Raw genomic sequence first — 24508 nt, forward strand, 5'->3', positions numbered from 1 at the left:
TTAACATCCTTTTATATGTAGCTTCTCTATTGGGCAAAGGTGCTCTGAAACAGAATCCAGATCAATATCATATTTTACCCTTCCTATACCTATAGGAATGTTTATATCAGTAAGCTTTGGAAACTGTTCCGTGATAACATAACTTTTCGGTTTACCAAGATTAAAATAAAATGAATCATAATTTTCATTTTGAATATAACCAACATTTAATAATCTTTCATCAAAAATAGCATATTCTTGGGGAGAAATTAATTGCCTAACTTCTTTTATGAATTCATTAAGTGTAATTCCATTTTGTTCTGTATTCATAGCGCAAGGATATACAATTAAATATAAAGAATGAGGGCTATTTAGTTGCTGTCGAGAAGATATGTTAATAATATTAGAATCAAATGCACGAGTTTTGATTTCAACGCTTAATTCACATTTTTCATCTATGAAATCTTGACTCTTACCTAAAGGACCTTTCCATCCATAAACGCCTGTTCGAGATACTTTACTTATCCAATGCTCTTTTAAAAATTGAAGTTCTGCAATTAATCCCATACACTCTTGGGGAGTAAGTAGCTTATTTTCTTTTTCAAAAAGCCGCTGCCATGCTAACACTCTATTTTTTACTATATTAATGGTATCGATATAGGTTATAGAAACTTCACAAGAACTAATAAGATCAAGACATAAATGATAAAAAACCTTAGATAATTCTGATGAACCTATTACAATACATAAATAACAATCGTCATTTTCTCCTCTTATTTTAAGAATATTTAATCTATAATAATTGTGATTTAAGTGGATATATTGCGCATCTTGTAAAGGTATTTGTATAGCAATACCAAATTGCTCATCTCTACATTTTACCCAATACCAAGGTATTTTTTGGTCACTTCTTACTCGCAATGTACTTAACATACCTTTGACTGGCGTGTTCATTGAAAACCAAGGAATATTATTCTGACTCATATCTCTGATTCATCCGTTAATTGAGTTCCATACCGTTCAAACCAATCACGTGTAACCTCCCATCGAACTTCTGATCCGGCATGGTTAGAAGGTGGAATAGAAATAACCCAACCTAAAACTGTCGTTTTATGTAAACCATTTTTATTTACAGCATTAACTATATGAAAAATAATAGATGGCTTATTTCGTTTTCTTCTATATATTTTATCTGCGGGTGGTTTTCCATTAAATTTTTCGTTTATTTCTTCTATTTCTTCTTTAGTAAGACCTAAGGCTTCAATACCTTTATCTGTAAGTCTACTGTTTGCATTTAATCTCAATTCATTTTTATTATTAGCATTTTTACGTATATCTACAACAGTACGATTTACGCGAATAAACTGTCTCCCATTCTTATCAATCCAGTTTCTTTCTTCACTAGACTTTTTCAGTTGAAAAACAAAGACATCCCATAATTTAGCATCATTATCAGCTAAGACATTTAAAAAAGGAATAAACTGAGAATTATCAGCCCAAAAACCACAACTAGGGTGATTTGTAAGTTTTTCGAGACAATCTATGACTATATCTGCAGAGATATTTAAAAAGTGCAAATGTTGTTTTTGACTATCTGGTATATCTTCTGGATTTCTCTCTTTAGCAGCTATTTGTTGAATAAAGTCAGAGAAAATATCTAAGTTTTTTTGAATGATTTCCGGTCTAGAATCGACACAATCCGTTTCAAGCAATTTGTCATCAAATCGTAATCGAGTAACAATTCTAGTAGACGTTTTCATTTTATTTACAGCTGTGACCATTAATGCATCAGGTGAAGCTCGAACTCTTAATCCAAATTGTCTAGGCGTCATTTTCTTTTTCTTCATTTCAGCAATTTGTCTTCGCAAATCTTCTGTTGCTTCTAATATATGAAAATACCAATCTAACGATTCAGAAGTTAACCACAATTTTAGTAAATCTTTATAACCTTCTCTATAGCCGTACCAACGTCCCATTTGCATTAAACTATCATACATAACTGAACGTCTGTAAAAGTAACTAACTACTAATCCTTCTAATGTCAATCCTCGACTTAATTTCGAACCGCCAATAATAATTTGTTTTTTAGGTCCATACTGATCATACTTAAGTGTGTTTCCAGATTTACTATGAATTGTAATAACTTTAGGTTCTTCCATTGTTGATAATGCTTGGCAAACCTCTTTCCAAGATTCGTTTATTGTGCCTGCATAATTTTCATTCCATAAAGCATAAAGATCTGCCATAGTGTTGGATACCTGTTCACAATTATTGTGATTAGAATATAGTGTTATAGCATTCCAATATTCATCAAGGCAATTTTTAATGAATGGTTCTAAATCAGACTGTACCGCAGTTAATCTAGACATATTGATTAACATAGAATCATAATCATTATTTGTAATCAAAAGTTTTTTTCTTCGAAGATCCTTAACCGCACAAGCTAATAAAAAAACGCCAATAGCATTTATTAAAGACTTTGGTATAGATGTAATAGACACACCTGTTTTATGAACTAGAGGCAGATGGTTTTCTGCATCATCAATAATGTTACAAATACGATTACTAGGATCTTCATTAAAAAAATATGAAGCTCCATGATAAGAAGATGAAGCATTTAATGCCACAATAAAATCTTTTGGAAACAAGTCTTCTGTATCAGCGATATCTCCATCAGAGTCAGGATCGATGAAAATATTAGCAAATGGTGTTGCAGTGTATGCCACATAACTAACTTTTTGTCCGGTATTTATTACTTCTCTAATTAATCGATTGATTTTTTTAGGATCTTCTTCTGGATTACCTGTATTGACAGAAGCATTATCGGCTTCATCATCTATAATTAAAATAGGTTGTTCTATATAACCATTTTTTGCGTTTATTTCTGATTTTAACCATTTTAATAAGTAATTTAGCTTATGTGTATTTTTTTTTGTGACAACTAAAATCAGATCATTAATCACCGCGATACTATTGCGCGGAGTTTTCTCTATGTCATTTTGTTGGTCTGTTAAACAATAAGGTAATCGCGGGTTTTCCAAAAGCCCTACACCAATATATTTAGTTTCCCGGTCTCTTGTTGCTCGACCTGCTATTGATATGCTGCCAACAAAATCTTTGTCCAATCTTTCCTGTGTTTGGCTTCTTAAATCTTCAACAGTTCCAGTTAAAATAATAATTAATTTATATCCGATATCAGCTGCTTTATTAATTAATGCAGTATAGTTATTTGTTTTTCCTGATTGAACATCGCCAACCACCATTCCTTTAACGTGATAAGCCGTTTTAGACTTAGGATCACCTAATCGAGCTAAAATTTCATCGGTATCTGAATCAGTTCTTTTTAAAATATTTCTCGGTAAATCTTTACTTTTTGCATAACTAGAATATCTATTCCAATAGTACCAATCTGTTTCTTCCTTTCTTCTTTCTGTGAACCAATCCTCTTCAATATCATTATCAGTAAGAATAATGGCCTCACCAATAGTAACATTAAATTTCTCGCGGAAGCGTTTCTCTATTACCTTTAGATCCCCCTGCATAATACTAGGCATACTTAAACATTTTTGTAATTGCTCGTTAAGCCAACTACTTGTTATCTCTTGCTCACTCTTATAGGCTTCTTCTTCTAAAGCTCCTAGAACCATTTTGATTATTTGTTCTTTTGAGTACATATCTCACTATCCTTCTACACTTTTAATTAAGTGCTCTATTTCTTCTCGAGTTAAAGAAAAATTACTATCACCTAATAGAACTTTAGAAATAGAGTCAGCTGAAAATCCGGCGATTAAAAGTTCTTGAATTAATTTTTTAATCATCTGATTTGAATCTTCAGTTTCCTGAACTAATTTTATATTTAGTGCCGCAACATCATTTTTTAGTAATTCAAGGGGTAATGCTTGTTCAATAAGTGTTAATAATGCAGATTTAATCTCAGAGGACTCAATACAGTTTATCATTTCAGCTAACAAGGAATGGGTTCTATTAATTTTATAAACAATATATTGTTTATCCCTGTCAAATACACGTTGCCAAATGGGATCAGTATCTAATACTTGCATTTTAGCTCGACATGTAAATGTATTAGATGACTTAGCTGAACACTGAAAAACAATACGTTTTAATTGCTCTCGTAATAACGCTGGCAATTCAACCCGGGATTTTTTAACATCCAAACACCAAAGATGGTCTGCGTCATTATTAAATTCTACTGATATTCGAGCTAATTTATTTGCTTCTGAAGCTTTAGCAAGTTTTTGCCATCCACCTGCAACAATTAATCTTCCAGCGCGATAAATATAAATGCCTTGACCAAGATGATGCTCACCTTTATTCGATACTCTGTTAGAAAAAGCATAGCTCATCTTAGATGGATGAGGTAAAACATAAGCCTTAACTTGAATAGTGCACTTTCCAATGTTTAGCGCTTGTTCAGACAATAAAGTTGAAGCTAACTGTTCTGGTTCGGGATTAATAGCAAAAGGATCCATTCCTTTTATAACTTTATTATTAAGAAGTATACTAACTTTTTGCGAAACATTATCATTATTAATAAAACGATGAAAAATAAGCGATAGATGATCAATAAGATTTACGATACGTCGTTCATAGTCACGATCATTCTTAATAGAAGTCGGATCAATCGCTCTATCGAAACAGCTCCAAATAACAGCAGTGCCTGTTACAGATGAGAAAGAAATATCATTTAAATAGGCTTCACAAACATCATAAGGAATAATTTGAGCCAACCATTGATTAGTTTTTTCAACAAGATCTAAATCCCAACATATTCCATACCAATTATCATTTACATTAGTTCTGCTAATTAATATGAGCTTTTTACATTGGGAAAAAGAAGCTGTTTTTAACCCCATCCCAAATCGACCAAGATCACTTTTATCTCTTATCTGATTAGGACTAATAGCACCTAATTGCATTGCTTTTTGGACTGTTTCAGGCAACATTCCAATGCCATCATCCATAACAGCTAAAATAGGATTACCATTACGCCATTGTGTAAAAATATTTATTGATTTAGCATGTGCAGAAATAGAATTATCAACTAAATCTGCAATAGCTGACTCAAGAGAGTAACCCACACTTCTCAAACTTTGTATAAAAGAACTTGCAATAGGAGGAAGAGAAACAATTTCCATGCTTTAAATATTCCTCTCATTATTAATATTATTTTTATGAGTATTTATTTTTTTAATGTAGAGAAAAGTATTATACATTGTTAAGGATATATTTCTTTATTTATTTCAAAAATACAAGAAAACCAATTTATCTTATAGTAATTTTGTACCCTAAACTCAAAATTGATTAGGAATTAATTGTTCTAAAAATGATAATATTATTATCGTTTTTAATTATGCATTTTTTATAGAATTGTTATTAAAAAATATTTAAAAGTTACATAATATAGATAATATTTTTGCTCATTAGATATAGTTTAATAGTTAATACAAATAAAATATATTCCTCCCCTATATGTGTTCAAGAAAGGATTAAAAAAATGAAAAATAAAATCGCAAGTATCATCGCTTTTATTTGTTTAGGTATGATTAGCAATATTAACATCTGCAATTAATGGTTATCAAAATAAAATTCTTACAGCCGCCGAAGTTATTGAAGAATTAATTAAGTTGGCTAAAACAATTAAAAACTCAGATAATTTAGCCAAAGAGCTCAATCTTACTGTTCATGAATATGCTTTTTATTCTGCTGTAGCGGAAAATAATAGTGCTTGAGAATTAATGAGAAAAGAAAAGTTACGTGAGTTAGCTGTTGTATTGACTGAAGCCATTCGTGGTTCTGAATCGTTAGATTGGGCAAGTAAAGAATCTGCTCGAACAAAAATTCGTGTAACCGTTAAACGACTACTAAAAATATGGTTATCCATCAGGTATGGCTTTATTTGCAAAAAAGGCAGTTCTTGCTAAGGCTAAAATACTTTCTAAAGAATTAGTAAAAGAATTATAATATTTGAATAAGGATATAATAGGATCGAATTTATGGCTTACTATACCAACATATTTTCACCAGAAACGTACCAAGCGTTTACCCATTCAGATAAAACTATAGCAGGTTTTCTAATTCGGCAAGAAAGTTTAGCAAAGAAACTCAAGCCTAGAGATATTTTAATTTGTTATATTACACGTTTATCTAGATGGTGTGGGCTACTTGAAATTGCAGATGGTCCATACCAAGATAGCTCGCCTATCTTTTTAGATAAAGATGATCCTTATATAGTACGTTTTCACGTTCGAGTTAAAATTTGGTTACCATTATCAACGACAATCCCAATTCATATTGATGAAATTTGGCAAAATCTCTCTTTTACAAAATCACACGATAAAAATAGTAATGCTTGGACAGGTTTATTACGTAACAGTTTAAATAAATTTAATGAAAAAGATGGTAAATTGCTAAAAACTATTCTGTTAAAGCAGTCTAATAATACCATCACCTCTTACCCTTTAAGTGAAACCGAGCAAAAGAAATTAAAAATTCATACCGTTAATCGTACCGACAAAATTATAGAAGTTTCTGTTCCTGAAAATGATGATAGTTTAGAGGACAATCAACCAAATCAAGATGTTCGTGAATCAATAAAAATGCAAGCTTTACTTGCCGAAATAGGTGCGTGTATGGGACTTAAAGTTTGGTTACCTAAATCTGATCGTAGTCGCGTTCTCAAAAAATGGAAAAAAGGAATAGATACTTTGTTAGATAGATTACCTCTTAATTACGATGAAACAACATTAAGTACCATTGAGCAAATTGATGTTATTTGGTTAAAAGGACGATCAATTGTTCGGGCATTTGAAGTTGAACATACAACATCCGTTTATTCAGGTTTATTACGAATGGCCGATTTACTTGCACTTCAACCAAATATGAATATTAATTTGCACATTGTTGCCCCTGATAATCGTCAAGAAAAGGTATTCCAAGAAATTCAAAGACCTGTATTTTCTCTTTTAGAAAAAGGTCCTTTATCTGAAAGTTGTAGCTATATTTCTTATAGTAATTTGAAAGAACTCAGTAAACAAAAACATTTAGATCGAATGACGGATGCGGTGCTTGATGATTATGCAGAATTGCTTCAAAGTAATATTTTATAGAAAAGATAATACGTTTTAACGGTTTATTAACCGGATAAAATTTAGGAACACCGCCAATGAAAAACATCTAAAATTAACTACAACTAATCCCCCCTAACACTCCCATAATAAAACCGAGTAAAAACAAATCACTCGGTTACCTGCAAAACATAATAAATATAATCAAATGGTTATCAACTTCAATATTCTCTATTCAATATTCTAAATACATCAAATTATAAATAACTTATTAGACCATAATTAACATATCATACTTGATTTCGCATAAAGTACAGGCATAATTGTTTAGTGTATAAAATAGTATTACAGACGTGTGATAAGGATTGAGATAATGAAAAATAAAATCGCAAGTATCATCGCTTTTATTTGTTTAGGTATGATTAGCACAGCCAGTGCATATGAAATTGTTTGTCCGTCTGAAATCGAAGTTAAATACAACGAACCGGAAATTAAAGACATGCCTGACGGATGGGAAATGTCTTACAAAAAAAACCTCATTCATTTTCTTGATGGTATGGACGTTTATTATGATAAACCTATCTATTTAGGTATTTTAAAGCCAGAGCCAGGAATCATTAACGGCAATAGATATGAATCCACATGGACGCTTGGTTCGATCTATGATAAGAAAGATAGTTATGTTAGTTGCTCTTATTCTGGAATCTACTTAATAAAAAAAATTGACCCTTCCATGGAAAGCTGTTGGAGTATTGAATCTAAAAATGAATTTGGATATCCACAATTTAAACTTGTTTGCAGCACAGAAGAATTAGAAATGATTGAATAGTTTTCTTGATTACACAACGGAAAACTTCATATTTTTCAACTAAAGATGTTATGGATGATCTTATTTCATAAGAGAACCGATGTAAGTACCAAAATAAGGTTAAGTATGATTTATGCAGAATAAATCTTTATTATAAATTCTAAAATTATTAAAAAACATAAATTACTTTTTATAACACTAAAATTGAAAAACCTTTCATTAAGTAACTGATTATTAACAATGCTTTATAACTTAACCTAGCTAAAAATATAACATAACGTTATGGCAACAATTATTTATTAATTTTTAATGCCAAAAATCGATTGAAGAGGTAGTAAGCAGTGATAACGTCGGAAGAGATAAAAAATAGATTATGGGATGGTGCCAATGAACTTCGTGGATCAATGGATGCTAGTCGATATAAAGATTATATGTTAGGTTTGATGTTTTATAAGTTTTTAAGTGATAAAACATTAGCCACATTCAAAGGCATGTATACCAAAGATGAAATAAGTGAATCAGATTTAATTACTGCTTTTGAAGATGCAATGAGAAGTAACGGCGATCTACTTGAAGCATCTTTCCAAAAACTACTTGGTTATTATGTATTACCACAATATCTTTACCAAAAATGGATAAAAGATATTAATAATGGTGATTTTGAAGTCCAAAAAGTAATCGACAGTTTAAACTATTTCGAACGTTCAATTTCCGCATCACCAGATGCCGATGATTTTAAAAACCTATTTTCTGGCTCCACATTAGATCTTACTGATACAGCACTGGGTAGCAATTTAAATGAACGAAGCAAAAATATTAAAGCCCTGATTTTATTATTTGCTGATCTAGATATGATCGCATTACAGAAAGGTGACGTACTCGGGGATGCATACGAATATCTAATTGGTCAGTTTGCTATGGAGTCAGGCAAAAAAGCTGGCGAGTTCTATACGCCTCGCCAAGTTAGCGAAATTATGGCACAAATAGCAGCTAAAACATCTAATATTCGCTCTATTTATGATCCAACCGTTGGTTCTGGTTCTCTACTACTAACAGTAAAAAAACATTTAACTAGAGAAATACAAGAAGCACTCACCTATTATGGTCAAGAAAAAAATACAGCTACCTATAATCTTGCTCGTATGAATTTATTACTGCATGAAGTTAAACCAAATAAAATGACCATCAAAAATGGTGATACATTATCCCATGACTGGCCAGAAGATCCATCTCGTCCGAATGAAGGCGTACTATTTGATGCCGTGGTAATGAACCCTCCCTACTCTGCCAAAAATTGGAATCGAGCGGGACTGAAAGTAAGTGATCCACGTTTCGTTGTGGCCGGTGTATTACCCCCTGATTCAAAAGGTGATTTTGCTTTTTTATTACATGGACTATTCCACCTTGGGCAAACAGGTACAATGACCATTGTATTGCCGCACGGTGTTCTATTCCGAGGTGCAGCAGAAGGGGAAATCCGCAAACGACTACTTGAGAAAAATTATATTGATACTGTTATTGGTCTACCAAGCAACTTATTCACCAATACGGGTATCCCTGTTGTTATATTGGTATTAAAGAAAAATCGGCAACTAGGTGAACCGATTTTAATTATTGATGCATCAAACCAATTTATTAAAGTTGGTAAGCAAAATGTTCTTCAAGAAAAAGATATTGCCAAAATTGTTGATACTTATGTAAATCGTAGTGAAGAAAAAGGGTATAGCCATTTAGCTGACCGCCAAGAGATTATTGAAAATGAATATAATCTCAATATTCCTCGTTATATCGAAACGATTGATAATGAAATTGCTCATGATGTTGATGGTCATTTACTTGGTGGGATTCCACAACATAATATTAATAATTTAACAGTGATACAGTCTATAACCCCCGATCTATTACAGGCAGCCTTACAACCGTTACGACCTAACTATGTTAAATTAAATTGTGAAATTGCTGAATTAAGTGACAAGATTTTAAATGATCCGCGGCTAGTCAATCTATCCGCTAAATTAGCCCAGCAAGCACAAGCATACATTAATAAATATTGGCCTCAAATTATTACTATCAATGATCAAGATAAAATTCATGATTTAATGGAAGCGATGTTAGCGGAAATTAAAACGCTATTAACGAATTTCAATCATATTGATATTTATGATGGCTACCAGATTATTGCCGAAATCTGGCAGAATGCACTACTTCATGATAGTGAAATTATAGCTTTAAGTGATTTTTACACCGCCGGCCGTAGCCGAGTACCTAATATGATAACTAAAGGTACTGGAGATAAAAAACGTGAAGTACAAGATGGTTTTATTGGTAGCATTGTACCAAATGAATTAATTGCCACTGAACTTTATGCCGAAGAATTAGCAAAAATTGAACATAATAAAAATCAAATTCAAATGCTTGAAGGTGAGCTTAGCGAACTAATTGAAGCCAGTAAGGAAGAAGATAGCGCTGAGTACGAAGCACTTTACGAATCATTGAAAAAGAATGATGACGATGAACCACTTGATGCGTTTGATAATAAAAAACTAAAAGAAGAGCTAAAAAATACGCCAAAAGACAGTGAGCAATATAAATTACTTAAAAAAGCCGATAAATTGATCAGTGAAAAAGCCTCTTTAAGCAAAAAAGTAAAAGCAGTTGAATTAGCACTAAAAGATGAAATACAAGAACGGATTATAAATTTAACCGATCAAGAAATCGATTCCCTAATGTATAAAAAATGGTTTGCCAATACAACCACATTATTGAGTGAACTGATTGAAAAACCGATAAAGGCTGAATTAAAAATCTTACAAATGTTAAACGAACGTTATCAAGATACCTTAACTTCAATTGATGATGAAATAAAGCAACTTGAAGATGAGCTACAAGCCATGATGCAAGAATTGGTGGTAACCGAATGAGTAAGACTAAAAAATTAGTGCCTAAACGGCGTTTCAAAAAGTTTGATCTTAGCTGGGATGTTACAAATCTAGGTGAAATATCTGATATTGTTAGAGGTGCAAGCCCGCGACCAATTCAAGATAAAAAATGGTTTGATAGTAATTCAGAAATCGGTTGGTTACGTATTTCGGACGTTACAGAGCAAAATGGACGTATTTATCATATAAAACAACGCTTATCGAAAGCAGGACAAGAGAAAACGCGTGTATTAAATGAGCCACATTTGCTATTAAGTATTGCGGCCACTGTAGGAAAACCAGTAATAAATTATGTCAAAACAGGTGTACATGATGGTTTTTTGATTTTTCAAAATCTTAAATCTGATATTGAATTCATGTTTCAATATTTAGATATGTATGGGGTTAAATGGAAAAAATATGGTCAACCAGGAAGCCAATTGAATTTAAACTCCGATATTGTTAAAAATCACAATGTTGAATTACCTCACAATGAGGAACAAACCCAAATAGGCGAATTCTTTAAAAAACTCGATACTCTTATTCAAACACAGCAAAAAAAGCTAGACAAAACAAAAACCCTAAAATCGGCTTACCTAGCTGAAATGTTTCCCAAAGATGATGAATCCAAACCTAAACTTAGATTTAAAGGGATGAAAGATAATTGGATGCACACTAAGTTAAAAGATGTCATAGAAAGAGAATTAAAGGGAAAAACAAAAGCAACTATGCTTGGTAACAAAAATATATACCTTGATGCAAATTACTTAAATGGTGGAGAAATAAACTATGTTAATGCCTCTAAAGATGTTACGTTAAATGATGTTTTAATTTTATGGGATGGCTCTCTTGCAGGGACAGTATATCATGAATTTGAAGGAGCTTTAGGTTCAACTTTAAAAGCCTATAAACCCAAAGAATCAGGACAGTTTTTGTATCAATTTTTAAAGAAAAATCAGCAGAATATTTTTAATAATTATAGAACACCAAATATACCTCATGTGATAAAAACATTTACAGAAGAATTTCGGATAACAATACCTCATATTAAAGAACAAACCAAAATAGGAAATTTCTTTAAATTATTAGACCAAAAAATCGCCCTAGAACAACGTAAATTAGAAAAATTAAAAAAAATAAAACAAGCTTATTTAAATGAAATGTTTGTGTAAAAGGAGTTAGGTTATGAGTCAGGTGAGTAAAGATGCGTCAGAAAAAGTTTTCCAAGAAAAATTTGTTAGAGAACTAGAAAAAAATAAATGGCATGCGCCTGACTATTTAGATGGTAATAAACAAAAAGTTACAGTTAATGATTTAACTAATCATTGGCGCCAAGAACTTAATCGTCTTAATGCTGACCAGCTTGAAGGTATTGAACTAAGTGATAATGAATTCAAGCAAGTAATGGCAAAAGTACAACAAATTAATAATAGCTATGAAGCTGCCAAAATTTTAGCCATGGAAGAGTCAAAAGGTAAAATTGATGGCATCTACCGCGACGATCATCCTAACATTACACGCAAACAAATTACCTTAACTATTTTTAAAAAAGCAGAAGTCCGAGGTGGAGATTCTAGTTATCACATTGCCCGCGAAGTACACACCCCAAACGGTAATCGTTTTGATATAATTTTATTAATCAATGGATTACCACTTATCAATATTGAACAAAAACGTTCGGACAAAAATTTAGACGAAGCATTTGAGCAATTTAAGCGTTATTATCGCGAGGGTGAATATTGCAATAACTTTATGGCTTTTTCGCAGATGATGGTAATCACATCCGAGATCGAAACGCGCTATTTTGCTACACCGAAAACTATTGCTGATTTTAATCCGAAGTTTGTTTTCCATTGGGCGGACGAGTTTAATAAGCCAATTAACCACTGGCAAAAGGTAGCGGAAAAATTTTTAGTGATACCAATGGCACATCAAATGGTCGGTGATTATTTGGTAATCGATGAAGCAAAAGAAGAAGAAAACCGTCGCCATATGTTAATGCGTCCTTATCAAGTATGTGCTTTACAAGCTGTTGAAAAAGCCGCATTTGGAGCAGATACCCCTGAGAAAAAACCTCATGGTGGGTTTGTTTGGCATACTACCGGCTCAGGTAAAACCATTACTAGTTTTAAAACTGCACTATTTTTATCTACCCGAGCAGGATTTGATAAAGTGGTTTTTTTAGTGGATCGACGTGAATTAGATAGGCACACAATAATCAAATTTAATAATTATGCCGCTTATGAACCCGTTTCGGTTGATGATACCAAATATACCGCCCAATTACATAAACATCTTAAATCAGCCAAAAACGGTATTGTAGTAACCACCACATTCAAATTAAATAGTTTAATTAAAGAGCTAGAAGAATCTAAAGATAATGCTCTTACTAATAAAAAAATAATTTTTATTGTCGACGAAGCCCATCGAACCACAATGGGGCAAATGATGGGTAATATAATAAGTTACTTTAAAAACAATGGGTTATTTTTTGGTTTCACAGGTACCCCTTTATTTGATGAAAATAAGATCAAAGGCAAAATTAATGAAAAAAGTGAATTGATTAATACCACTGAAAAACTATTTGGTCCAAAACTTCATCAATATACTATAGATGAAGCTATTGCAGATGGTAATGTGCTCGGTTTCCATGTCGATTATATTAACACTGGGGAATTTAAAAGTTATGATGATCTCCGTGAAAAACTCATTGAAAGGATAAAAATAGAAAAACCAGATATGTCCGACCGAGATATTGCTCGCTTGGTACAAGGCTGGAGCGAGTTAGAAGTCGAAAAGCAAGCGGTAAAAAAAGATATTTTGGCATATCATGATAAAACTCATATTCCCCGCGTTGTTGAAGAAATTATTGCTAATTGGCAAACTCAATCACAACAACAGCAATTTAATGCTATTTTAACTGTTGCCTATAAAGAACGGGTGATTGCTTACTATAATGAATTTAAAAAACAACTAGAAGATAATCAGCAAAAAATCAATATAGCAATGACATTTAGCTTTGGTAATGAAAATGATCCAAATAATGTTGCTCCCGAAGTAATTAAAACCATGTTTGCGGATTATGCACAATTTACCGAAATTAAGTTTATTGCTGGCGATAAAAAACATGGTGAAAAAGCTTATTTTGAAGACATTGTCGAGAGAGCAACTTTGGGAGGAAGTGGTCGCAATGCTAAAAATATTGATTTAGTGATTGTGGCAGATCAACTATTAACCGGTTACGACTCAAAACGATTAAATACCCTCTATGTAGATCGAGCATTAGAACTACAAGGATTAATTCAAGCTTATTCACGTACTAATCGTGTATTTAACTCAAGTAAAGAATTTGGCACAATTATCAATTTTCAGTTACCAAGAATTACTGAAGAGATAGTTAACCGAGCATTAGAATTATATGGCAGTGGCGGTAAAACTAGCAAAGCTATTGTGGACACTTATCAAGTTGCGGTAGAGAAATTGGCAAATGATTTTGCAGAGCTCACGTTGACTTTACCCGATCCAACAGATTGGCAGAGTTTATTGCGAAATATTAAAAAGTTAAATGCATTTATAGTCGCTTTCAAAGTTGCTTCTGATCAACTTAATACCGTTCAACAATATTATGAATTTAAATGGGATGATATTGCTTTTGGTATGACAGAAAATACTTGGTTAAATTATGTTGGCGCCTATAAAAACTTAGCTCAAAAATCTAATACACCATTAGCCCCAATAGTTATACCCGCTTTAATTGGCAAAACTAAGTTAGCTGGAACACAAATAATTGATGCGGCACATATATTAAACCTGATTGGCGAAAAAGTATCTAATGCTTCTGGCATCCAGACGGTTGATAATGAAACTTTACGTATTATTTATGAACAAATTCAAGAATTGAGTAATATGGGGGAAAATCAGCAAGCAGAAATACTAAAAGAGTTTGTTGATACGGAACTAATAACCGGTAAGCTTTCTAATCAAACGCATTTTGATGAAGCATTTAACAAATGGAAAGCAGATAAAATCATTATTCTGGTCAGTGAATTTGCTAAAAAATGGGGACTTAATACTGATGAATCCCCTAATGATTTTGGTAAAAATCATTAAGTTAAGGTGGATACACATCTTGTCATATGATCAAATGGTTTCGCGAAAAATCAATAATCAGACAACAAGATGTGCGAACTCGATATTTTACACGACTCTCTTTACCAATTCTGCCCCGAATTACACTTAAAACGACTCAACAGCTTAACGTTGGCTTGCCACGCATTACTTGACTGTAAAACTCTCACTCTTACCGAACTTGGCCGTAACCTGCCAACCAAAGCGAGAACAAAACATAACATCAAACGAATCGACCGATTGTTAGGTAATCGTCACCTCCACAAAGAGCGACTCGCTGTATACCGTTGGCATGCTAGCTTTATCTGTTCGGGCAATACGATGCCCATTGTACTTGTTGACTGGTCTGATATTCGTGAGCAAAAACGACTTATGGTATTGCGAGCTTCAGTCGCACTACACGGTCGTTCTGTTACTCTTTATGAGAAAGCGTTCCCGCTTTCAGAGCAATGTTCAAAGAAAGCTCATGACCAATTTCTAGCCGACCTTGCGAGCATTCTACCGAGTAACACCACACCGCTCATTGTCAGTGATGCTGGCTTTAAAGTGCCATGGTATAAATCCGTTGAGAAGCTGGGTTGGTACTGGTTAAGTCGAGTAAGAGGAAAAGTACAATATGCAGACCTAGGAGCGGAAAACTGGAAACCTATCAGCAACTTACATGATATGTCATCTAGTCACTCAAAGACTTTAGGCTATAAGAGGCTGACTAAAAGCAATCCAATCTCATGCCAAATTCTATTGTATAAATCTCGCTCTAAAGGCCGAAAAAATCAGCGCTCGACACGGACTCATTGTCACCACCCGTCACCTAAAATCTACTCAGCGTCGGCAAAGGAGCCATGGGTTCTAGCAACTAACTTACCTGTTGAAATTCGAACACCCAAACAACTTGTTAATATCTATTCGAAGCGAATGCAGATTGAAGAAACCTTCCGAGACTTGAAAAGTCCTGCCTACGGACTAGGCCTACGCCATAGCCGAACGAGCAGCTCAGAGCGTTTTGATATCATGCTGCTAATCGCCCTGATGCTTCAACTAACATGTTGGCTTGCGGGCGTTCATGCTCAGAAACAAGGTTGGGACAAGCACTTCCAGGCTAACACAGTCAGAAATCGAAACGTACTCTCAACAGTTCGCTTAGGCATGGAAGTTTTGCGGCATTCTGGCTACACAATAACAAGGGAAGACTTACTCGTGGCTGCAACCCTACTAGCTCAAAATTTATTCACACATGGTTACGCTTTGGGGAAATTATGAGGGGATCTCTCAGTGCATTGCCTCCAATTCCCATAATTTATTACGCCGATAATAACTTGGTGTAACCTTAAAAATGTACTTAAATCGACGTGTAAAAGATTGTTGGGAATCAAATTGATATTTTAATGCGATCTCAAGGATAGTTTTTTTCGTCAACCTCAACTCAACAGCCGCTTTCGTCAAACGACGAGCACGAATATAGCTAGCCAGTGTGACCCCTGTTACTTTTTTGAACAGCCGCTGAAAATACCACTTGGTATAACCCGCTTTATTCGCCACATCATCAAGCAGTAAAGACTGATCTAAATTATGTTCAATCCATAATAGAACATCTTTGATAACCGTTGTATGAAACTGCTTATCATCATATCTTAATTGGATGTTATTAGCTTTATTTTGATAGCGAGAATGCTGTTCAATATACATAAAATAACCTAAATGTTCTTAAGATTGTCACGACCACATCATCATGATACCATAAACATACTGACGGTATGTTATTTTAAATCTATCATGGAAAATAAAAATCATCAACAAGAAAATTTTAAGAGTACCTATCAATCACTGGTTAACTCAGCACGAATATTGTTTGTTGAAAAAGGCTATCAAGCTGTTTCAATAGATGAGATCTCGGGAAAAGCGTTGGTGACCAAAGGTGCCTTTTATCATCACTTTAAAAATAAAAAACAATTACTCAGTGCCTGTTATAAGCAGCAATTAATTATGATTGATGCCTACATCACAACAAAAACTGATTTAACAAATGGTTGGTCTGCCTTAGAAAGTATATTTGAACATTATCTTGATTATATTATTGATAATAATAAAAACCTTATCCCTATCCAAGAAGTGATGCCTATCATTGGTTGGAATGAACTTGAAAAAATTAGCCTTGAATACATTACTGGTAAGGTAAACGCCATTGTCAGCAAATTGATCCAAGAGAACCAACTTAAAGCTTATGATGATGATGTGCTTAAAAACTTACTCAATGGCTGGTTTATGCATATCGCAATACATGCGAAAAACCTAAAAGAGCTTGCCGATAAAAAAGGCCAATTTATTGCTATTTACCGCGGCTTTTTATTGAGCTTGAAAGATAAATAAAATAGATAGGTTTTATTTGAAGCTAAATCTTCTTTATCGTAAAAAATGCCCTCTTGGGTTATCAAGAGGGTCATTATATTTCGCGGAATAACATCATTTGGTGACGAAATAACTAAGCACTTGTCTCCTGTTTACTCCCCTGAGCTTGAGGGGTTAACATGAAGGTCATCGATAGCAGGATAATAATACAGTAAAACGCTAAACCAATAATCCAAATCCAGCCATCCCAAATTGGTAGTGAATGATTATAAATAACAGCAAACAGTAATGGGCCAATAACACCGGTTGCATTGGTAAGGCTCACCAATAATCCCTGTAAAGCACCTTGCTGATGACTCTTTGTTTGGATAGACATCACTCCCTGTAATGCAGGTAAAGCGATCCCACCACCAGCCAATAAAATTAAAACAGGGAAAACTAACCAACCTTCAGATATAAACGCTAAAAAGGCAAATGCACTACTATCTGCAATAAATCCGAGCAGTACTGCCGTTTTTTCGCCCCATTTAGTGGCTATTCTTCCTGCCACAAAGGCTTGGAATACTGAGTGTAAAAGACCAAGACCCGCTAATGAAAAGCCAACCATCATGCTATTCCATCCAAAACGATTTTCGGTAAATAGCACCCACACCGTTGCGGGAATTTGGCCTATCAATTGCGCTGAAAAATAAATAATCAACAAAATGGGCATCGTTTTAAATAAAGTGATGTATACCGAATTCGATTGCGTCTCAACCCCTACTTCGGTATCTGTATTATCACGTGTATTTTTGGTTTCACGGAACCAAAACATAACCACAAGGAAAGTGACAATATTTAGCAACGCAGCGATAAAAAAGGGACTATGCGGTGAAATCTCTCCTGCAAAACCACCAATAATAGGCCCCGCTATTAAACCAAGCCCAAAACTTGCCCCTAACCAACCGAACCACTTCACGCGTTGAGAAGCTGAGGTGGTATCGGCAATGACCGATGCCGCGACAGCCCCAGTAGCTCCTGTGATCCCTGAAAGCAAACGGCCTAAATACAGCATCCAAAGCGCACTTGAAAAAGCCAGCAATAAGTAATCCAGCGATGCGCCTATTAATGACAACAACAGCACTGGGCGCCGACCAAATCGGTCAGACATTTTTCCAAGCCAAGGAGCAAAGATAACCTGCATTAACGCATAAAGTGCAAGCAATACGCCAAAGTGGTTAGCGATATCTTCCGAAGCAATAAATTCACGTAATAACGTTGGCAAGACTGGCATGATAAGGCCAATCCCCATGGCATCGAGTAACGTAATTACCAATGCGATCTTTGTCGAACTATTCATTTAACTTTTCTCTATTACTGATAGGGAGTGGTAAAATAACTCTATCAATGATAGAGTGTCAACAAAAATTAGGAATTAATGATGTCTAGATTAGATAAAAGTAAAGTGATTAACAGCGCATTAGAGCTGCTTAATGAGGTCGGAATCGAAGGTTTAACAACCCGTAAACTCGCCCAGAAGCTAGGTGTAGAGCAGCCTACATTGTATTGGCATGTAAAAAATAAGCGGGCTTTGCTCGACGCCTTAGCCATTGAGATGTTAGATAGGCACCATACTCACTTTTGCCCTTTAGAAGGGGAAAGCTGGCAAGATTTTTTACGTAATAACGCTAAAAGTTTTAGATGTGCTTTACTAAGTCATCGCGATGGAGCAAAAGTACATTTAGGTACACGGCCTACAGAAAAACAGTATGAAACTCTCGAAAATCAATTAGCCTTTTTATGCCAACAAGGTTTTTCACTAGAGAATGCATTATATGCACTCAGCGCTGTGGGGCATTTTACTTTAGGTTGCGTATTGGAAGATCAAGAGCATCAAGTCGCTAAAGAAGAAAGGGAAACACCTACTACTGATAGTATGCCGCCATTATTACGACAAGCTATCGAATTATTTGATCACCAAGGTGCAGAGCCAGCCTTCTTATTCGGCCTTGAATTGATCATATGCGGATTAGAAAAACAACTTAAATGTGAAAGTGGGTCTTAAAAGCAGCATAACCTTTTTCCGTGATGGTAACTTCACGGTAACCAAGATGTCGAGTTAACCACCCTTTAGATTCATAAAGCGAAAATAATGCGGCTCCAACGTACCCACCTAAATGGAAACGGCGTTCACTCCAATCTAAACACGCACAACAGATTTTACGTGAATGTTTGGAAGGAACGTCAATTCCCATTTCATGAAAATATTGAATACCACTTAATGTGATCATTGAACCATTTTCAGTGATCCATTGCTGTTGACAAAGGGAATCATAGATCTTAACGGCAACTTCGCCAGCTAAATGATCATAGCAAGTACGTGCTTTTCGTAAATGCACTGGCGTGGAAACTTTGGCATGTACGCCATGGTTTAAGGAGATCCCCATCATACTTTCCATCAATTCAGCAATATCTTTTCCTGCTAGCCGAAAATAACGATGCTTGCCTTGAGCTACTACTGTGATTAGCTGGCAATCTAATAATTTAGATAAATGACTGCTCGCCGTTGAAGCTGATATATTCGCCACAGAACTTAGCTCAGTGGCCGTCCAAGCTCGCCCATCCATCAAAGCACTGAGTATTTTAACTCGTGAAATGTCAGACATAGCCGCCCCTATCGCGGCTATTGAGGACTCAAAGGTAACCTCTTTTCGTATTAAATTAGCCATCGCAAGTTCACTTTATTGCCCAAGGGAGCGTAACAGATGCAGCCATACTATCATTGTCCGTTATTAATATCAGTTGGTTAGCATGGTCACTGTATTGCACTAAAATATTAATGTTATTCTCCGCCAATACTCGTGCTATTTCGCCAAGTTCCCCCGGTTTTTCCTGTTTTAACTTACGAATTAATGGTGTCCGGATCGCAAGTACTAACAGTCCAGCTTGCTCTAGCGCTATTTTAGCTTCCTTTCCTTGTTCAACAAGAAAATGAGCATGGCATTCATCACCAACCGTAAATATCCCTCCCCCTTCCAATCCAATACCTTTATTACCTAATGTTTTTCCTAGTAATGCTAATTGTCCTATTTGATTATCTAAAACAACGTGAACATCAAACATTATCCTTGTCCTTTTTAAATGAATATTCGCGAGTAATATGAGCAATACTAATTTTGTAAAAATCAAATATTGACTCTCGCCCTTCTTGTTGAGCTTTCGCATGTAAAACATGATTTTTCCATTGCAGAACTGCGTATTCGTTTTCCCACCAAGATAGCGATAACATTTTTCCTTCTGTAGCTAGACTTTGAAAACGTTCAATTGAAATAAAACCAGCTACATGACTTAATAGTGGTCTTAACTCCTCAGCTAAAGTCAAATAGCGAGTTTGTTGGTCGGGTTGTATTTGCACCTCAAATATTACAGCAATCATATTTTTCTCCGTTATTAATCAACAAACAGAGTAATCCACCCGAAAATTAACACTTCGATAAGCAACGAAATATAGAAAGGTCATGCTGCTGTTTTATGTTGTATATCACACTTCTTTAAATTGCTCGGCCTGCGCTTATCATGTTCTCCTTCTCTTATAATTTTGTTTATTATTTATACTTTTTTATTTTTTGCTATCACCGAAAATAGTGCGGATCCCGCATGGTATTTAGGTTTACCCATCATTAAATACCATTGTTGTTATTTTAATCTTTTTAATATTTCATGATTAAGATCACACTAAAATTATGACCCTATTAACTAAAAGTTATGGATACCCTAATAAAACTCATTGTTAAAGATTAGTTAACCAAAGTAACTTCATTTTTCACTATTGTTAAATTGTTATAGTGAAAATTCTGGTAAACTAATAGAGGTAAAAAAATGATCCTAGATGCCAGTTATACATTATTAGTCGCATGTATCGCGCTACTCATAGGAATGTTTGTCGTAAAATTTACCCCGTTCCTACAAAAAAACCACATACCAGAAGCCGTCGTTGGTGGCTTTATTGTTGCAATTGTTCTGTTAATTATTGATAAAACATCAGGTTATTCGTTTACTTTTGATGCTTCATTGCAAAGTTTATTAATGCTCACATTCTTTTCCTCTATCGGGCTAAGTTCTGACTTTTCTCGACTGATTAAAGGAGGAAAGCCGTTAGTTCTATTAACTATTGCAGTAACGATCCTAATCGCCATTCAAAATACTGTCGGCATGAGTATGGCTGTCATGATGAATGAAAGTCCATTTATTGGCTTAATTGCAGGTTCAATTACTCTAACAGGTGGTCATGGTAATGCCGGAGCATGGGGCCCTATTCTCGCTGATAAATATGGTGTAACAGGCGCCGTTGAATTAGCGATGGCTTGTGCAACACTTGGATTAGTGTTGGGTGGTTTAGTTGGCGGCCCTGTTGCCCGTCATCTTTTGAAAAAGGTCTCTATTCCTAAAACAACCGAGCAAGAGCGCGACACTATCGTTGAAGCTTTTGAGCAACCAAGCGTCAAAAGAAAAATCAATGCAAATAACGTTATTGAAACCATTTCAATGCTGATTATCTGTATTGTTGTTGGTGGCTATATCAGTGCATTGTTTAAAGATACTTTTCTGCAACTGCCTACTTTTGTCTGGTGTTTATTTGTCGGTATTATTATCCGTAATACACTGACTCATGTATTTAAACACGAAGTGTTTGAGCCGACCGTCGATGTATTAGGTAGCGTTGCTTTATCGCTTTTCTTGGCAATGGCGTTAATGTCATTAAAATTTGGTCAATTGGCAAGCATGGCAGGGCCAGTATTAATTATCATTGCTGTACAAACTGTTGTCATGGTGCTATTTGCCTGCTTTGTCACCTTCAAAATGATGGGCAAAGATTATGATGCTGTCGTGATCAGCGCGGGTCACTGTGGCTTTGGTATGGGAGCAACACCAACAGCAATTGCGAATATGCAAACAGTCACAAAAGCATTTGGACCATCACATAAAGCTTTCCTTGTCGTTCCTATGGTCGGTGCCTTTATTGTTGATATTTCAAACAGTATCTTAATTAAAATATTTATTGAAATTGGTACATACTTTACCTAATAGCTACACACTACTCGGCGTACTTCTCCTAACAATTTATTATAGGGCAGTATGCCGAGCCGCTTTCTTACCCCGTATATTCCCCTAGTCAATCTATTTAGCTTGCACGTTTACGAATTAATTCTCGTGACAACTAAACCAAAATTTGAATTATGACGAGTATATCTGATTATTTATACTTTATTCGTTAGAATAGTCCGTAGAAATAAATAATCAGTAGGCTACATGGAATGAAATTAAGACATCTCGATATCTTTTATGCTGTAATGACTTGTGGTTCCTTAACGCGTGCGGCTGAAGTTTTACATATTTCTCAACCCGCGGCGAGTAAAGCACTCAAACATGCTGAGCACTGAGAGATCCCCTCATAATTTCCCCAAAGCGTAACCATGTGTGAATAGATTTTGAGTAAGCAGGGTTGCAGCCACGAGTGAGTCTTCCCTTGTTATTGTGTAGCCAGAATGCCGCAAAACTTCCATGCCTAAGCGAACTGTTGAGAGTACGTTTCGATTTCTGACTGTGTTAGCCTGGAAGTGCTTGTCCCAACCTTGTTTCTGAGCATGAACGCCCGCAAGCCAACATGTTAGTTGAAGCATCAGGGCGATTAGCAGCATGATATCAAAACGCTCTGAGCTGCTCGTTCGGCTATGGCGTAGGCCTAGTCCGTAGGCAGGACTTTTCAAGTCTCGGAAGGTTTCTTCAATCTGCATTCGCTTCGAATAGATATTAACAAGTTGTTTGGGTGTTCGAATTTCAACAGGTAAGTTAGTTGCTAGAATCCATGGCTCCTTTGCCGACGCTGAGTAGATTTTAGGTGACGGGTGGTGACAATGAGTCCGTGTCGAGCGCTGATTTTTTCGGCCTTTAGAGCGAGATTTATACAATAGAATTTGGCATGAGATTGGATTGCTTTTAGTCAGCCTCTTATAGCCTAAAGTCTTTGAGTGACTAGATGACATATCATGTAAGTTGCTGATAGGTTTCCAGTTTTCCGCTCCTAGGTCTGCATATTGTACTTTTCCTCTTACTCGACTTAACCAGTACCAACCCAGCTTCTCAACGGATTTATACCATGGCACTTTAAAGCCAGCATCACTGACAATGAGCGGTGTGGTGTTACTCGGTAGAATGCTCGCAAGGTCGGCTAGAAATTGGTCATGAGCTTTCTTTGAACATTGCTCTGAAAGCGGGAACGCTTTCTCATAAAGAGTAACAGAACGACCGTGTAGTGCGACTGAAGCTCGCAATACCATAAGCCGTTTTTGCTCACGGATATCAGACCAGTCAACAAGTACAATGGGCATCGTATTGCCCGAACAGATAAAGCTAGCATGCCAACGGTATACAGCGAGTCGCTCTTTGTGGAGGTGACGATTACCTAACAATCGGTCGATTCGTTTGATGTTATGTTTTGTTCTCGCTTTGGTTGGCAGGTTACGGCCAAGTTCGGTAAGAGTGAGAGTTTTACAGTCAAGTAAGGCGTGGCAAGCCAACGTTAAGCTGTTGAGTCGTTTTAAGTGTAATTCGGGGCAGAATTGGTAAAGAGAGTCGTGTAAAATATCGAGTTCGCACATTTTGTTGTCTGATTATTGATTTTTGGCGAAACCATTTGATCATATGACAAGATGTGTATCTACCTTAACTTAATGATTTTGATAAAAATCATTAGGGGATTCATCAGGACTTAATACTCAATTATTACAAAAATCAATGAATAATTTTGATTTATCTCAACCGCAGATTATCCCTTATCTTGAAGAATTAATTAAAAGTGTAGATATCACACAAATAGAAAGCGAAACTAAGGATAACTTATTTATCCATAATTTGAAACTAACAGACGAATTACCTCGTTGGATGATAACCGTTAAAAATAAATATAGATAAGTTATCTTTTATTGAAAAGCTAATTCTTAGCACTCTTTTTTATATTTAGCTGTTATATATATTTGTTATAGTCATGAAGTTTTAATAATTAGCCAACCACATAATTAACATGAATAGATTACGGTTAGTCTTAGGTAAAAAACAGTAAAACATTAAACCGAATCACAATATTTTGTGAAAGGATTAGATCTGTATAAATTGTTATAAATTAATAGTAATATACACAATGATATTTCATATCATGGTTACTAACCATTTTTTCGGTCGATTTAAAATTATGTAAAATAACTAAT

General features: G+C 35.0%; 17 protein-coding genes and 3 pseudogenes. 11 read left to right on the forward strand and 9 right to left on the reverse strand.

What is annotated here, in order from left to right:
* From FPB0191_RS10775 to FPB0191_RS10785, 3 genes are read right to left on the reverse strand one after another with little or no spacing between them, the layout of a single operon-like run.
* On the reverse strand, positions 1-963 hold the full coding sequence (locus FPB0191_RS10775; protein WP_039106031.1) for a PD-(D/E)XK motif protein: 963 nt from the start codon (positions 961-963) through the stop codon (positions 1-3).
* The gene (locus FPB0191_RS10780; protein ID WP_039106032.1) at positions 960-3653 is read right to left on the reverse strand and encodes a Z1 domain-containing protein; all 2694 of its coding nucleotides are present in this window, start codon (positions 3651-3653) and stop codon (positions 960-962) included. The genes FPB0191_RS10775 and FPB0191_RS10780 overlap by 4 nt, the downstream gene beginning before the upstream one ends.
* 6 nt (positions 3654-3659) lie before the next feature.
* A complete protein-coding gene (locus tag FPB0191_RS10785; protein ID WP_039106036.1) occupies positions 3660-5135 on the reverse strand; it encodes an ATP-binding protein in 1476 nt (491 codons plus the stop codon).
* Between the two features lie 414 nt (positions 5136-5549).
* Between FPB0191_RS10785 and FPB0191_RS12405 the strand changes: the two are divergent.
* The 7 genes and pseudogenes from FPB0191_RS12405 to FPB0191_RS10820 form a co-directional block, all read left to right on the forward strand.
* Positions 5550-5961 (forward strand): annotated as a pseudogene (locus FPB0191_RS12405) (type I restriction enzyme endonuclease domain-containing protein); the annotation flags it as partial.
* Positions 5962-5993: 32 nt separating this feature from the next.
* On the forward strand, positions 5994-7106 hold the full coding sequence (locus FPB0191_RS11835; protein ID WP_052236954.1) for an EVE domain-containing protein: 1113 nt from the start codon (positions 5994-5996) through the stop codon (positions 7104-7106).
* Between the two features lie 331 nt (positions 7107-7437).
* Positions 7438-7893 (forward strand): STY0301 family protein, encoded by a 456-nt coding sequence (locus FPB0191_RS10800; RefSeq protein WP_039106042.1) that lies wholly within the window; start codon positions 7438-7440, stop codon positions 7891-7893.
* Positions 7894-8213: 320 nt separating this feature from the next.
* Positions 8214-10793 carry a type I restriction-modification system subunit M gene (locus tag FPB0191_RS10805; protein WP_039106044.1) on the forward strand — a complete coding sequence of 860 codons (2580 nt, stop codon included), beginning with the start codon at positions 8214-8216 and terminating at the stop codon, positions 10791-10793.
* The gene (locus FPB0191_RS10810; RefSeq protein WP_039106047.1) at positions 10790-11962 is read left to right on the forward strand and encodes a restriction endonuclease subunit S; all 1173 of its coding nucleotides are present in this window, start codon (positions 10790-10792) and stop codon (positions 11960-11962) included. Before FPB0191_RS10805 ends, FPB0191_RS10810 begins: the two co-directional genes overlap by 4 nt.
* Positions 11963-11975: 13 nt before the next feature.
* Positions 11976-14900 carry a type I restriction endonuclease subunit R gene (locus tag FPB0191_RS10815; RefSeq protein ID WP_082018316.1) on the forward strand — a complete coding sequence of 975 codons (2925 nt, stop codon included), beginning with the start codon at positions 11976-11978 and terminating at the stop codon, positions 14898-14900.
* Between the two features lie 69 nt (positions 14901-14969).
* Positions 14970-16178 (forward strand): IS4-like element ISVsa5 family transposase, encoded by a 1209-nt coding sequence (locus FPB0191_RS10820; protein WP_001339197.1) that lies wholly within the window; start codon positions 14970-14972, stop codon positions 16176-16178.
* A gap of 30 nt (positions 16179-16208) precedes the next feature.
* On the opposite strand, the pseudogene FPB0191_RS10825 reads toward FPB0191_RS10820, so the two are convergent.
* Positions 16209-16604: pseudogene (locus tag FPB0191_RS10825) on the reverse strand (helix-turn-helix domain-containing protein); the annotation flags it as partial.
* 87 nt (positions 16605-16691) lie between these two features.
* Here FPB0191_RS10825 and tetC point away from each other — a divergent pair.
* A complete protein-coding gene (gene tetC / locus FPB0191_RS10830; protein WP_000428546.1) occupies positions 16692-17285 on the forward strand; it encodes a tetracyline resistance-associated transcriptional repressor TetC in 594 nt (197 codons plus the stop codon).
* Between the two features lie 112 nt (positions 17286-17397).
* Here tetC and tet(B) read toward each other — a convergent pair whose 3' ends face one another.
* Positions 17398-18603, reverse strand: a complete 1206-nt coding sequence (gene tet(B), locus FPB0191_RS10835; protein WP_001089072.1) for a tetracycline efflux MFS transporter Tet(B) — start codon at positions 18601-18603, stop codon at positions 17398-17400.
* 81 nt (positions 18604-18684) lie between these two features.
* Between tet(B) and tetR(B) the strand changes: the two genes are divergently transcribed.
* The gene (tetR(B), locus tag FPB0191_RS10840; RefSeq protein ID WP_000088605.1) at positions 18685-19308 is read left to right on the forward strand and encodes a tetracycline resistance transcriptional repressor TetR(B); all 624 of its coding nucleotides are present in this window, start codon (positions 18685-18687) and stop codon (positions 19306-19308) included.
* Here the strand turns inward: tetR(B) and FPB0191_RS10845 are convergent.
* From FPB0191_RS10845 to FPB0191_RS10855, 3 genes are read right to left on the reverse strand one after another with little or no spacing between them, the layout of a single operon-like run.
* Complete coding sequence (locus tag FPB0191_RS10845) at positions 19286-19972, reverse strand: ArsR/SmtB family transcription factor (protein ID WP_001284954.1); 687 nt, start codon at positions 19970-19972, stop codon at positions 19286-19288. The two genes, tetR(B) and FPB0191_RS10845, sit on opposite strands and share 23 nt — an antisense overlap.
* A gap of 7 nt (positions 19973-19979) precedes the next feature.
* Complete coding sequence (locus FPB0191_RS10850) at positions 19980-20366, reverse strand: hypothetical protein (RefSeq protein WP_000460651.1); 387 nt, start codon at positions 20364-20366, stop codon at positions 19980-19982.
* The gene (locus FPB0191_RS10855) at positions 20359-20679 is read right to left on the reverse strand and encodes an antibiotic biosynthesis monooxygenase family protein (RefSeq protein WP_000562370.1); all 321 of its coding nucleotides are present in this window, start codon (positions 20677-20679) and stop codon (positions 20359-20361) included. Before FPB0191_RS10855 ends, FPB0191_RS10850 begins: the two co-directional genes overlap by 8 nt.
* A gap of 443 nt (positions 20680-21122) precedes the next feature.
* Here FPB0191_RS10855 and gltS point away from each other — a divergent pair, with 443 nt between their 5' ends.
* The gene (gltS, locus tag FPB0191_RS10860) at positions 21123-22328 is read left to right on the forward strand and encodes a sodium/glutamate symporter (protein WP_000599533.1); all 1206 of its coding nucleotides are present in this window, start codon (positions 21123-21125) and stop codon (positions 22326-22328) included.
* Between the two features lie 230 nt (positions 22329-22558).
* Positions 22559-22678: pseudogene (locus tag FPB0191_RS10865) on the forward strand (LysR family transcriptional regulator); the annotation flags it as partial.
* A gap of 15 nt (positions 22679-22693) precedes the next feature.
* Here the strand turns inward: FPB0191_RS10865 and FPB0191_RS10870 are convergent.
* Positions 22694-23902 (reverse strand): IS4-like element ISVsa5 family transposase, encoded by a 1209-nt coding sequence (locus FPB0191_RS10870; RefSeq protein ID WP_021112574.1) that lies wholly within the window; start codon positions 23900-23902, stop codon positions 22694-22696.
* Between the last annotated feature and the right edge of the window lie 606 nt (positions 23903-24508).

It is taken from the genome of Frischella perrara, assembly GCF_000807275.1.
GTDB classification, from domain to species: domain Bacteria; phylum Pseudomonadota; class Gammaproteobacteria; order Enterobacterales; family Orbaceae; genus Frischella; species Frischella perrara.

What these genes read in the sequence shown, in the direction of transcription:
- FPB0191_RS10775 (WP_039106031.1), bottom strand. Translation starts at nt 963, where the DNA reads ATGAGTCAGAATAATATTCCTTGGTTTTCAATGAACACGCCAGTCAAA.
- FPB0191_RS10780 (WP_039106032.1), bottom strand. Translation starts at nt 3,653, where the DNA reads ATGTACTCAAAAGAACAAATAATCAAAATGGTTCTAGGAGCTTTAGAA.
- FPB0191_RS10785 (WP_039106036.1), bottom strand. Translation starts at nt 5,135, where the DNA reads ATGGAAATTGTTTCTCTTCCTCCTATTGCAAGTTCTTTTATACAAAGT.
- FPB0191_RS11835 (WP_052236954.1), top strand. Translation starts at nt 5,994, where the DNA reads ATGGCTTACTATACCAACATATTTTCACCAGAAACGTACCAAGCGTTT.
- FPB0191_RS10800 (WP_039106042.1), top strand. Translation starts at nt 7,438, where the DNA reads ATGAAAAATAAAATCGCAAGTATCATCGCTTTTATTTGTTTAGGTATG.
- FPB0191_RS10810 (WP_039106047.1), top strand. Translation starts at nt 10,790, where the DNA reads ATGAGTAAGACTAAAAAATTAGTGCCTAAACGGCGTTTCAAAAAGTTT.
- FPB0191_RS10815 (WP_082018316.1), top strand. Translation starts at nt 11,976, where the DNA reads ATGAGTCAGGTGAGTAAAGATGCGTCAGAAAAAGTTTTCCAAGAAAAA.
- FPB0191_RS10820 (WP_001339197.1), top strand. Translation starts at nt 14,970, where the DNA reads ATGTGCGAACTCGATATTTTACACGACTCTCTTTACCAATTCTGCCCC.
- tetC (WP_000428546.1), top strand. Translation starts at nt 16,692, where the DNA reads ATGGAAAATAAAAATCATCAACAAGAAAATTTTAAGAGTACCTATCAA.
- FPB0191_RS10845 (WP_001284954.1), bottom strand. Translation starts at nt 19,972, where the DNA reads ATGGCTAATTTAATACGAAAAGAGGTTACCTTTGAGTCCTCAATAGCC.
- FPB0191_RS10850 (WP_000460651.1), bottom strand. Translation starts at nt 20,366, where the DNA reads ATGTTTGATGTTCACGTTGTTTTAGATAATCAAATAGGACAATTAGCA.
- FPB0191_RS10855 (WP_000562370.1), bottom strand. Translation starts at nt 20,679, where the DNA reads ATGATTGCTGTAATATTTGAGGTGCAAATACAACCCGACCAACAAACT.
- gltS (WP_000599533.1), top strand. Translation starts at nt 21,123, where the DNA reads ATGATCCTAGATGCCAGTTATACATTATTAGTCGCATGTATCGCGCTA.
- FPB0191_RS10870 (WP_021112574.1), bottom strand. Translation starts at nt 23,902, where the DNA reads ATGTGCGAACTCGATATTTTACACGACTCTCTTTACCAATTCTGCCCC.